Genomic DNA, 11,371 nt, shown 5'->3' with positions numbered 1-11,371 from the left:
GTCGTGGGGCGCCGCCGGAGCGCCCCGGGACCCATCGAGAGGGGAGCCGATGAGATACCGCGTGCTCGGGCCACTGGACGTCCAGGGCCCGGAGGGACCGGTGGCGCTGTCGCCCAAGCTCCGCGATCTGCTGGCGACACTGCTGTGCCACGCGGGCCGCCCGGTCTCGCCGGGACGGCTGGCCGACGTGCTGTGGGCCGGGCGGCCGCCGGGCGCGGCGGCCGAGACGCTGCGCGGCTACGTCCACCATCTGCGGCGGGCTTTGGGCCCCGGCCGGCTGGCGTCCCACCCGGCCGGGTACGTGCTGCACGTCGCCGCCGGGGAACTGGACGCCACCGCGTTCACCGCCGCCGTCGACAGGGGAAGGGACGCCTGGGCGGCGGGCCGCCCGCGCGAGGCGGCCGAGGCGTTCGAGACGGCGCTGGCACTGTGGCGCGGCGGCGCCGCCTACGAGGAGCAGGACCATCTGGCGCCGGTCCACCAGGAGGCCCTGCGGCTGGGGGAACTGCGGTCGAGCGCGGTCGAGGAGGCCCTGGAGGCCCGGCTGGCCCTCGGCTGCGACGCCGACCTGATCGGCAGGCTGCGGAACCTGGTACGCCTGACCCCGCTGTGCGAGCGCCCCCGCGCGCGGCTCGCACTGGCCCTCTACCGCACCGGCCGGACCGCCGAGGCCCTGGAGGTGTGCCGCCAAGGCCGCCACCTGCTGGCCGAGGAACTGGGCCTGGACCCCGGCCCGGAGCTGACGGCCCTGGAGGCGGCGATCCTACGCCACGACCCGGCGCTGACGACGCACACCGCGCCGGGCCTGACTCCATCGGCCTGACCCCCCGATGTGGGCCGGCGGACGCGCAACCCCGCAAAGCGCGCCCGCCGACGCCCGTCCGCCGCTACCTGGGCAGCATGTAGCCCACGATGTTGCGGTCGGACAGCTTGTAGGTGTTGGTGCGGATCGCCTGGCCCGAGGAGACCAGCTCCGCCACTCCCGGCTCACTCACCTGGCCGAGGACGGCTGGCCAGCCCCGATGCTCATGGCCCTGTCCGGGCACCAGAACATCCGCAGCCTGGCCATCAACACCAACGCCACCGCAGAGGCCGTCGGCGCGGCCCTCGCCAAGCAAGGCCCGAGTCGCCACCACCACGATCGCTGAAGAAGCCCACCCTCGTGCGGCTGGTGACACGTGCGAATTCAACGCTAACCGGACCACGCTCGTCCGCGTGGATTCACCACGGAGGGATTGTGGGCCCCCGATCCCGCCGTGGTGAATCGCTTTCCTGCCAGGGGCGACACTAATGCGTGTTCGCCTTCGCCGTAGCGCCGCCGCGTACCGCGATCGCTGTTCGGCCGCGTTTCTCAGTTCGGCCTGGCAAGCGTGCTCCGCTTCAGGGGCAGGACGCTACGGTCAGGCACCGACCGCGTAAGGGTGCCAAATGAGGTCGTTGTAGGTGCCGTTGGGCGGGCTCTGCTGGATCACCCGCAGCCCCTTGGTACTCACGAACTGGAGCTTCAGCGCGGTATCGGGGTAGCTGCTGTAGCCGCCGCCGATGAGGTAGTACTTGCTCGTGTTGTAGAACCAACTCTGCTTGACGGAGCCGCTGGCACAGGACTGGGTGCTGACCGACTGCTGGTCGTTGTAGGCCAGGCACCGCCCGGTTGCCCGGTTCTTGAGAAGCTTGCCGGAGTTGGCCCCTCCGGACACCCACTCCCACTTCTGATAGGCGCCGCCATTGCACGCCAGCACGTAGGCTGAGCCGTTGGCGTTGGAGTCGAGGCACGCGCCGCTCACAGCGTTGCGGAAGTTCCAGAACTGGGCGGCTTGCGCGGGAGTCGCCGCGACAACTCCTCCTGTGACTGTCGCAGCGGCAAGCGCAACGGCCGTGAGTTTCCTCTTCATGTGCAGGTCTGCCTCTCTGTGGCGTGGAATAACTCGCTGATGAGCTCATGGCGGCGCGGTTGCTTCAGCCATGCGGTGTGAACGGTGGTGGTCGAGGGGCGGTCTCAGCCGCCCGCCGCCCGCATCTCCGCCGGGGCGGCCGTGACAGCGTCCGCCGGGGCGGCCAGGATGCCGCTCGCGACCGCGGTGGGCGCGGCGGCCAGGATCTCGGTCGCCGCACTCGTCAGGATCCGGGCCGGTGCGCCCTTCCCCATCTCGAACCTCCTCGTTCGTCCCTGTTCGGGTACTGATGACGATCGAGGCAGGACGTTGGAAGGGCGTTGGAAGGGCGTTGGAACGGGATCGACGCCCGCCACGGCGGACGATGGCCTGGCCGCGTTCCGGAACATGGATGTGGTCGGCGTGGAGGACGCCAGCGAGTCGGGGGATGTCAACAGGGCGGTGCGGCCGTGGCGGCGGCGTGGGCACGGATCTGCTCGAGCAGGCGGCGCTCGGCGCGGGCGTCCAGGGCGGCGGCGGGCTCGTCGCAGATCGGCAGGGAGCGTCCCGGTAGAAGCCGCGCGCCGCCGCCGGCCGTTGCCGTTGGCTGCCTGACGGCTCCCCGCCGCCCTACGCCACTCCCCGGTTGGCGTGAGCTTCGTTTTGGGGATGGTTCGGCGCTGAACGGGACCAGCCAGGTTGTCGGGGCGTGGTCCCGCGTCTGCGGGATGGTCGTTCGCCGAAAGGAGGGGTCAGGGCAGGCGACGGGGGGTTAGGCGGGGCGGCCTAGTTGTTTTTGGAAGAGGTGGTGGACGTTGTCGCCGAGGATCTTCAGGATGTCGGGCTCGGAGTGGCCGCGGCGGAGGAGGGCCTCGGTGACCAGGGGCAGGCCGCGGGGGCCGTCGAGGCCGGGGACGACGGCGTTGACGTCGAAGCCGGCCATGGTGACCATGCCCTCGCAGCAGGGCGGGGTGAGTTCGAGGTTGAGCTCGCGGATGAAGTCGGGGCCCAGGCCGACGTGGTCGATGCCCGCGACGGACGCCACGTGCTCGATGTGGTCGACGAGGCGGTCGATGGTCCACTCGGCGGGGTCGGCGCTGAGGAAGCCCGCGAGGAAGTTGACGCACACGACGCCGCCGGTCGCGGCGATGCCGCGGAGCTGGTCGTCGGTGAGGTTGCGGTGGTGGTCGCGGAGGGCGCGGGCCGAGGAGTGCGTGGCCATGACCGGGCGGGTGGCGAGTTCCAGGACGTGGGCGACGCCGGAGGCTCCCAGGTGGGAGACGTCGAAGAGCATGCCGAGTCGTTCCATCTCGGCCAGGGTCTCGACACCGGCGCGCGTCAGGCGGCTGCCGGTGGCGTCCTCGCCGCTGCCGTCGGCGAGCGGGGTGCGGCCCCAGTGCGCGATCGAGGCGACCCGGACGCCCAGCCGGTGCAGGGTGGAGAACAGTTCCACGTTCGCGTCGAGTCCGGGGGCGCTCTCCAGGGCCAGGACAAGGGCGATCTTGCCGTCCGCGAGCGCCCGGTCGATCTCCTCGCCGTCCCGGCACAGGCTCACCTCGTCGGCGTTGCCCTCGGCGAGCACGTGCGCGGCCTCGATCATCCGGAGGGTCTCGCGCAGCGAGCCCTCCGGCCGGAACTGCTCGTCGATGAAGACCGGGAGGACCTGGAGGTCCACGCCTCCGTCACGCAGCTGCGGCAGCCAGCGCTCCCGGAAGAACCCCGCCCACCGCTCGGGCGGACGGGCCACCACGCCCATCAGCAGATCGTTGTGAGTCTCGGCGACGACGGCCCTGCGATGAAGCTCAGCGGACATCTCGGTTCCCTTCTGCACCAGATACCGCAGCTTATGGCCCTTAGTTGGGGTGCAGAGTCTGCAGGGTCTGGGTCAGCCATGCGCGTTCGGCGGCGGACGTCGCGCGGGCGATGTGCTGGATGCCGGCCCGGAAGGGGGACGTGAGGTCGGCTTCGCGTGCCGCGCGGTCGTCGTTCAGGAAGAAGCCCCGCTGCGGGTCCTCCAGGAACGTCAGGCGGCGGCGGAGGACGTCGGCCTGGGTGGACGGCGGCAGCAGGTGCAGGAAGGCCAGGACGACGAAGTATTTGTTGCGGTCGGTGATGTCCAGGTCGTCCGGGTGGGTGAGCCGGCGTTCCAGTTCGGCGCGTCCGGCGTCGGTGAGCGCGAAGACCTGACGGGCGGGGCCGCCCTCGCCGGGGGCCTGCTCGCGGGACAGCAGGCCCTGGCGGCGCAGGCGCTGCAACGCCGGGTACAGCGAGCCGTCGCTGACCGGCCGCACGTGCCCCACCAGTTTGGTGATGCGTTTGCGCAGCTCGTAGGCGTGCATGGGGTCCTCTGCGAGGAAGCCGAGGACGGCGAGTTCGAGGATGGCCGCCACCTCCCGGTGCGAGTTCGCCCGGCGGACCGGACGCGACAGGACGCCGAACGCCACGAGGGCCGCCACCACGACACCGGCGGCCGCGACCTGGGACGGGGACAGGCGCTCGTCCAGCACGATCGTACCCAGCAGCAGGGAGACGACCGGCGCCGCGAACGACACCAGTGACGCCTGGACGGCGCTCACCCGCTGGACGAGGGTCGTGTTCGCGAGCCATCCCAGCCCCGAGCACAGGACGCCCAGCGCCGCCACGGCGGCCCAGGATCCGGGTTCCCAGCGGGCGGCGGAGAGGTGCGTCACGGCGAACGGCGTGCTGATGACGACCGCGACCGTCATCTGCGCGCTGGTCAGGGTGAGGGGGTCGACGTCCCGCAGCCGGCGGCGGACGAGCAGGACCCCGGCGGCGTAGCTGAACGAGGCGGCGAGCGGGAGGGTCGCCCACAGCGGCGTCCCGCCGATGCCGGTCGTCATGAGGGCCGTTCCGCAGAGCGCCGCGACCATGCACGCCGTCCGGGGCAGGCCGAGGCGTTCGGCCGGGAACAGCAGCGGGGCGCCCATGGCGACCCACATCGGGGTGGTGGCCAGCAGCACCGACGTCAGGCCGGTCTGCACGTGGTGTTCGCCGACGGTGATGAGGGCGGACGGCAGCGCCGCGCTGCACACGCCGACCAGCAGGACGTCGAGCGGGCGGGACCTCAGCAGCCGGGCGGGCGCGCCGAACGCCTCGGCGACGCCGCGCCGCGCCGCCGCCATGACGAGCAGGGTCAGGACGGCGAGCGCGAACCGCGTCCAGGTCAGCACGTCGGTGGGCAGGGCGCGGGCGGCGATGGAGATCAGCAGGAACGGGGCCCCGAGGGACAACGTCACCCACACTCCCAGCGCGCCGTTCGATGTCGGTCGGCTCATCCGGGCATGCTAACTCGATTCGAGGTAGTTGTTCCAGGGTCAGAGAACGATCAAGGTCTTGCCGAGGGCGGTGCGGTTCTCGATCGCGGCGTGGGCGTCGGCGGCGCGGTCGAGCGGGAAGGTCTGGCCGATGACCGGGTGGACGGTCCCGGCGGCGGCCTTGCCGACCATCTCGCGCGCCCATCGGTCCAGGTGGGGGCCGAAGCCGGCGAGCTGTTCGAGTCCGATGACCGTGACACCCCGCGCGGACGCCTCGGACGGGTCGACGGACGTGGCGTCCCCGCTCGCTCCGCCGTGGACGGAGAACCGTCCGCCGCGCGCCGTGACCTCGAAGGCGGCGCGTCCGATCGCACCGCCGACGCCGTCGAAGACGAGGGTCGGGCCGACACCTCCGGTCGCGTCGAGGACCTGCTTCGTCCAGCCGGGTTCGGAGTAGTCGACGGCGGCGTCCGCGCCGAGGTCGCGGATGAGCCGGAGCTTGAGCTCACCGCGCGCCGCGCCGATCACGCGCGCGCCCGCGGCCCGCGCCAACTGCACCAGCAGCGTTCCGACGCCTCCGGCCGCCGCCTCCACCAGCACCGTGTCACCGGGGGTGATCCGGGCCGTCTCGGCGAGGCCCTGCGCGGTGGCGCCGTCGCTGTGCAGGGCGACGGCCTCGGGGAGGCCCAGGTCGTCCGGCACCGCGAACAGGTCGCCGGCCTCGGCGACGGCGCGCTCGGCGAAGCCGCCCGTCTGCCCGGTGGACGCGATCACGCGGCGTCCCTCCCAGGACGCGTCCACGTCCGGGCCGGTCGCGATCACCCGTCCGGCGACCAGGCCGCCCGGGACGTACGGCAGCGGCGGGCGGGCGTGCCAGCGGTCGACACCACGCCTGATCTGTGTCTCGACGTAGGTGATCCCCGCGACCTCGACGCCGACGACGACCTGCCCCGGCCCGGCGTCCGGGTCCGGGGCCTCGGCCGGGACGAGCACGTCCGGTCCGCCGAAATCCGTCACCTGTGCCACCCGCATATCGCTCTCCTCTCGCTCGGAAGGCCAGCCTGCAACCTGAAGAGACATTGAGGTCAAGGGGGTCTACCTCCACCACGGTCATGGGGCAAACCCCCTGGGACCGCTGTCGCCACGTCGACAAACTGAGGGGGCGAAAGCGACACGGGAGGACATGATGAAGAACCGCTGGACGATGACCGCCGCCACGGCCGCGGCGCTCGGGACGATCGCGGCCGTCCCGGCCCTGGCGGGCCCGGCGGACGCCGCGGCCCATGCCACCTCGGACGCCGCACCCCGCGCCACCTCGGACGCCGCACCCCGCGCCGCCCCGGACGGCGCGACCGTCGTCACCGACAAGGGCGCGATCCGCGGGACGGTCGCGACCGGCCACCGCGAGTTCCTCGGCATCCCCTACGCGGCCCCGCCCGTCGGCGCGCTGCGCTGGGCGTCGCCGAGACCGGCGGCCGCCTGGCACGGCGTCCGGAAGGCCACCGCACCCGGCGCCCGCTGCGCCCAGCAGACGGGGATCCTCGGCGCGGGCGGCGAGGACGAGTCCACCGCCGAGGACTGCCTCTACCTGAACGTCACCACCCCCAGGCACACGCCGAAGGGCGCGAAGCTGCCGGTCATGGTGTGGGTCCACGGCAGCGGGTTCCGGAACGGCTCGGGCTCCCTCTACCGTCCGGCGGAGATGGTCGCGCGCGACAACGTGATCGTCGTGACGATCAACTACCGGCTCGGGATGTTCGGCTTCCTCGCCCACCCCGCGTTCGACAAGGCCGGGAACGGCTCCGGCAACTACGGCCTCGAGGACCAGCAGGCCGCGTTCCGCTGGGTTCGGCGCAACGCGTCCGCGTTCGGGGGCGACGCGCGGAACGTCACGGTCTTCGGGGAGTCGGCGGGCGGCGTCAGCACCTGCTCGCAGTTGGTGTCTCCGCAGGCCAAGGGCCTGTTCCAGCGCGCGATCGTGCAGAGCGGGCCGTGCACGCGGCCGGCCGCGGACTGGCCCCAGTTCGACGGCTCGCGCGACTCGTCCGACTCCTGGCTGCCGCGCTCCCGCCCGGACGCCGAGAAGCGCGGCCGGGACGTCGCGGCGAAGCTCGGCTGCGCCGACACGGCCACCGCGGCCGCCTGCCTGCGCGCCGTCCCCGTCGGCCGCCTCCTCAAGGAGTCCGGTTACGGTTTCACCCCGACCTACGGGGGCGGCGGCCTGCTGCCGCTGTCACCGAACAAGGCGTACGCGACCGGCCGTTTCCACCACGTCCCGGTCATGCAGGGCATGACCCGCGACGAGTACCGGCTGTTCGAGGCCGTCGGTGAGCGGCTCTCCGGCACCACGCTCGACAAGTCCGCCTACGAGGCGCACGTCAAGGCGTACGTCGGCGCGAAGCGCGCGCCGGAGATCCTGTCCCGCTACACGCTCGCGCGGTACGGCTCGTACGGCGCGGCCTGGTCCGGGATCGTCACGGACGCCACCTTCGGACGCGGCTCCACCGAACAGCGCCGCGACCTCCAGAACCGCGTCCCGACCTACTCGTACGAGTTCGCGGACGAGTCGTCCCCCTGGGTCTCCGGCGCGCCGGCACCGGGCTTCCCGGCCGGTGCGTTCCACGCCGCCGAACTCCAGTACCTGTTCAACACCACCTATTTCGCCGGACGCCACCTGACCCCGAAGCAGCAGCGGCTTTCGCACCAGATGATGGATTACTGGACCCGTTTCGCCCGCACCGGAAACCCGAACGGCCCCGGCACCCCGACCTGGCGTCCCGGCGCGTCCGTCCAGTCCCTCTCCCCCGGCGGCATCCGCCCCACCCCCTTCGACCGCGACCACGGCTACGCCCTCTGGCGCACCTTCTAACACCACGCACGACCTGCAACAACACCAGCACGAGAAAGACGACAGGCACATGAACGGTCAGCCCATCACTCACGGCACCTGGGAACTCGGTTCGGGCTGCGACAGGACCGAGGTCCGGACGGGACGGGCGGAGGCGCGGCTCGGCCAGGAGCTGGGCCGCGCGGTCCGCGCGAGGCGGCTCGCGCTCGGCCTGTCGCAGATGGCGCTGGCCGGACGGGCCGGAATGACCCAGCCCGCGTTGTCCCGCCTGGAGACCGGCGGCCTCACCCCCACGATCGGCGTCCTCGACCGCCTCGCCCGCGCCCTCGACGCGAAACTCACCATCACCTTCACCGACGCCCCCTGACGGCTCGTCCGGGGGGCGCGGCCGGCCGGGACACGCCCGAGCGGGGGCCGGACGTGTCCCGGCGGCCGGCGACCTCACCCGGGTGAAGCCGAGCTCCTCAGGGCCCACCCGCGCATCGGTGTCAGCCGAGGACCTCGCGGAGCTTCTGGGCGAACTCCTCGGGCTTGCCGGGATAGCCGCCCTCGGGGCCGGCGAAGCCGCCGTGGTGGCTGGGGAAGACCACGGCGTCGCCGCCCAGGAGGGCGGCCGTCGCGCGGGCGGTGCGGGCGGTGAACGCGTCGCCGGTCTCCTCGCCCACGGCGAGCACGACGCGCGTGGGCGCGGCGTTCAGGGCCGCCACGTCGGGCTCGTAGGCGGTGATCGGCCTGGACGCGCCGGAGAGCAGGGGGTTGTCGCGGGTGCCGTCGTCCTCAGACGGCATGCCGAACGCGGCCGGGTCGGGGGCGGGCTGCGCGAAGTAGGCGTCGTCGTACTCGCCCTGCCAGGCGGTCATCGCGATGAAGGCGGCCATGCCCGCGTTGTTGCCCTTGGCCTGGTAGACGTCCTGGACGGCGGCCAGGGCGCGCGCCGCCGCGCCGGCGTCGGGGAGGACGGAGGCCATCGGCGGCTCATGGGCGACCAGGGTCGTCACGTCGCCCGGATACGCGGCGACGAGCGCGAGGGCGGTGACCGCGCCGCCGCTGCTGGCGAACATCTCGACCGGGCCCGCGCCGAGCGCCTCGATGAGAGCGTGGACGTCGCGGGCCTGCGTCTCGGGGTCGTTGTCGGTGCGCCCGTCCTTGCGGACGCTGCGTCCGAGGCCGCGCGGGTCGTAGGTGATCACGGTGCGGTCCGGGAAGCGTGCCGTGAGCGCGCGGAAGCCCTCGGCGGTCATGGGCTGGCCGATCAGGAACAGCGGCGGACGCCCGTCGGCCGTGGGAAGCGGGCCCTGCACGTCGTGGACGAGGTCCACTTCAGGCGTTTCGAGCGTGTTCGTGGTCATGCCCATATCGACTCCTGCGGAGAGGTGAACTCATCGGTTCGTCACCGGGCCCTGACGGCCCCTTCACCCGTTGGTCGGAGCCGCCGCACCCGTCTCGACATCCGCGGGGAAAGAACTCCCGGAGACCGCCGTCAGGCGTCGTCGTCCTTCTCCTCGGTCGGGAAGGTGGCGAGGGTGTCCCAGGTCGGGGTGAGGGTCAGCAGCTTCAGGCGCCACCCGTAGGGGGTCCGCACGGCGGTCCCGGTGACGACGGAGCCCGTGATGTAGACGCGTTCCGTCCCGAGCAGGACGTAGGTCGCGTTGGAGTTCACGCGCAGGGACGCCTCGTCGCCGTTTACGTCGACTAGGTGGCCGGCGTAGATGTGCTGGGACCTTCCGAAGGTCGCCAGGGAGTCGGCCAGGTACCGGGACAGGTCGGTCAGGCCGGTGTGCTCCTCCCGGGGGATGCTGACCGTCGCGTCCGGGGTGAACAGGGCGGCGAGGGTCTGCGGATCGAAGGTGCGGTCGTCCAGGGCGCGCGCGTAGCGGTCCAGGAGCGTGACGAGTTCGGCGCGGTCGGCCAGGGCGGTGAGCCGGGCCTCCGCGGTCAGGTCTTGTAGCGCCATGCCCCGTCTCCGTCCGGGCAGGTGATCCTTCCTGACCGAAAGTAGCAGGTCAGCGACCCGAAGTGACCGAACGGGGGGCGGTCGGCGGGCTCAGCGGCGGAAGAGGTGGAACTTCTCCTCGCCGACGCGCTCGCGCAGCGCCGGGTCGTCGATGCCCTGCCCCTCGGCGGTCGCGCCGCACAGGACGGCGACCTTGCCGATGTGCTCGTTGGTCTGGACGGCGCGGGTCGCCTCGCCCGCGTCCTCCAGCGTGTAGGAGCGGGACAGGGTCGGGTGGATCATGCCGAGCCCGAACAGCCGGTTGACCTGCACGGCCTCGTGGTAGTTGAAGCCGTGCGAGCCGATGATGCTCTTCAGCCGCATCCACAGGAACCGGTTGTCGTACTCGTGCTTGTAGCCGGTGGACGAGCCGCACGTGACGATCTTGCCGCCGCGCTTGGCGACGTACACCGACGTCCCGAACGTCTCGCGGCCGAGGTACTCGAAGACGATGCCCGGGTCCTCGCCGACCCGGGCGCGGATGGCCTCGCCGAGGATCCGGCCGGCCTTGGGGTTGCGCAGCCCGTCCTCGCCGAGGTCGAGCTCGGTGCGGTCGATGACGTGCTCGCAGCCCTGCGCGCGGACGATCTCCGCCTTCTCCTCGGACGACACGACCGCGACCGGGATCCCGCCGCCGTTGAGGACGAGCTGGGTGGCGAACGAGCCGAGCCCGCCCGTCGCGCCCCAAACGAGGACGACGTCGCCCTGCTTCATGCGGGCGCCGTGCGTCCCGACGAGCATGCGGTAGGCGGTCGCCGCGCACAGCGTGTTGGAGCCCGCCTCCTCCCAGGTCAGGTGGGCGGGCTTCCTGATCAGCTGGTTCGCCTTGACGACGCAGTAGTCGCCGAGCGAGCCGAAGTTCGTCTCGAAGCCCCAGGCCAGCTGGGTCTCGGACATCATGCCGTCGTCGTAGGAGCCGTGGTCCTCCTCGTCCACGTAGGACGGTGAGATGACCACCCGGTCGCCGACCTTCCAGTGCTTCACGCCCGCGCCGGTGCGGACGACGACGCCCGAGCCGTCCGAGCCGAGCACGTGGTACGGCAGGTCGTGCCGCGCGCCGTACCAGCCCTGGCGTCCGAACTTCTCCAGGAACGCGAACGTCGGCACCGGCTCGAAGATCGCCGACCAGACGGTGTTGAAGTTGATCGCCGCCGCCATCACCGCGACGACGCACTCGTCCGGCGCGATCTCCGGCATCTCGACCTCGCCGACGTGCATCGACCGCCGGACGTCCTTGTCGGCCTGCCCAGCGAAGATTCCCACCTCGTCCTTGCGGGTGAACGCGGCGCGGTACCGGGTGGGCAGGTCGATCTCGGCCAGCTCCCGGCCGGACGCGCCGGACCGGACGGCTTCGAGCAGTTCGGACATGGGGGGATTCCTCCGC

The 11,371-nt window shown here is 72.2% G+C and carries 12 protein-coding genes; 4 read left to right on the top strand and 8 right to left on the bottom strand.

What is annotated here, in order from left to right:
• Positions 1 to 49: 49 nt before the first annotated feature.
• Both EBO15_RS12050 and EBO15_RS47285 read left to right on the top strand, forming a co-directional pair.
• The gene (locus EBO15_RS12050; RefSeq protein WP_122194433.1) at positions 50 to 823 is read left to right on the top strand and encodes an AfsR/SARP family transcriptional regulator; all 774 of its coding nucleotides are present in this window, start codon (positions 50 to 52) and stop codon (positions 821 to 823) included.
• Between the two features lie 199 nt (positions 824 to 1,022).
• Entirely contained in the window at positions 1,023 to 1,148 is a 126-nt protein-coding gene (locus EBO15_RS47285) for a hypothetical protein (RefSeq protein WP_267898401.1), read from the top strand.
• A 252-nt stretch (positions 1,149 to 1,400) separates the two neighbouring features.
• Here the strand turns inward: EBO15_RS47285 and EBO15_RS12040 are convergent, their stop codons facing one another.
• From EBO15_RS12040 to EBO15_RS12025, 5 genes are all read right to left on the bottom strand, one after another.
• A complete protein-coding gene (locus tag EBO15_RS12040) occupies positions 1,401 to 1,892 on the bottom strand; it encodes an RICIN domain-containing protein (protein WP_122194431.1) in 492 nt (163 codons plus the stop codon).
• Between the two features lie 104 nt (positions 1,893 to 1,996).
• Positions 1,997 to 2,146: a hypothetical protein gene (locus EBO15_RS44150; RefSeq protein ID WP_158628200.1), complete on the bottom strand. Its 150-nt coding sequence runs from the start codon at positions 2,144 to 2,146 to the stop codon at positions 1,997 to 1,999.
• Positions 2,147 to 2,643: 497 nt separating this feature from the next.
• Positions 2,644 to 3,684, bottom strand: coding sequence for a dipeptidase (locus tag EBO15_RS12035; protein WP_122194513.1), 1,041 nt, complete (start codon positions 3,682 to 3,684; stop codon positions 2,644 to 2,646).
• A 40-nt stretch (positions 3,685 to 3,724) separates the two neighbouring features.
• Positions 3,725 to 5,167 carry an EamA family transporter gene (locus EBO15_RS12030; protein WP_122194430.1) on the bottom strand — a complete coding sequence of 481 codons (1,443 nt, stop codon included), beginning with the start codon at positions 5,165 to 5,167 and terminating at the stop codon, positions 3,725 to 3,727.
• Between the two features lie 39 nt (positions 5,168 to 5,206).
• Positions 5,207 to 6,178, bottom strand: a complete 972-nt coding sequence (locus EBO15_RS12025; RefSeq protein WP_122194429.1) for a zinc-binding dehydrogenase — start codon at positions 6,176 to 6,178, stop codon at positions 5,207 to 5,209.
• A 151-nt stretch (positions 6,179 to 6,329) separates the two neighbouring features.
• On the opposite strand from EBO15_RS12025, the gene EBO15_RS12020 reads away from it, so the two are divergent.
• Entirely contained in the window at positions 6,330 to 8,015 is a 1,686-nt protein-coding gene (locus EBO15_RS12020; RefSeq protein ID WP_199744488.1) for a carboxylesterase/lipase family protein, read from the top strand.
• Between the two features lie 49 nt (positions 8,016 to 8,064).
• Complete coding sequence (locus EBO15_RS12015; RefSeq protein WP_122194428.1) at positions 8,065 to 8,361, top strand: helix-turn-helix domain-containing protein; 297 nt, start codon at positions 8,065 to 8,067, stop codon at positions 8,359 to 8,361.
• A 121-nt stretch (positions 8,362 to 8,482) separates the two neighbouring features.
• Here EBO15_RS12015 and EBO15_RS12010 read toward each other — a convergent pair whose 3' ends face one another.
• The 3 genes from EBO15_RS12010 to ccrA form a co-directional block, all read right to left on the bottom strand.
• Entirely contained in the window at positions 8,483 to 9,343 is an 861-nt protein-coding gene (locus tag EBO15_RS12010; RefSeq protein ID WP_122194511.1) for an alpha/beta fold hydrolase, read from the bottom strand.
• 131 nt (positions 9,344 to 9,474) lie between these two features.
• Entirely contained in the window at positions 9,475 to 9,948 is a 474-nt protein-coding gene (locus EBO15_RS12005; protein WP_122194427.1) for a nuclear transport factor 2 family protein, read from the bottom strand.
• Between the two features lie 90 nt (positions 9,949 to 10,038).
• Positions 10,039 to 11,355, bottom strand: a complete 1,317-nt coding sequence (gene ccrA / locus EBO15_RS12000) for a crotonyl-CoA carboxylase/reductase (RefSeq protein WP_122194426.1) — start codon at positions 11,353 to 11,355, stop codon at positions 10,039 to 10,041.
• Positions 11,356 to 11,371: the final 16 nt, after the last annotated feature.

Source organism: Actinomadura harenae (genome assembly GCF_003696215.1).
Classification (GTDB): Bacteria; Actinomycetota; Actinomycetes; order Streptosporangiales; family Streptosporangiaceae; genus Spirillospora; species Spirillospora harenae.
Note: the sequence above shows the minus strand (reverse complement) of the source record. Positions and strands in the feature narration are given on the sequence as shown.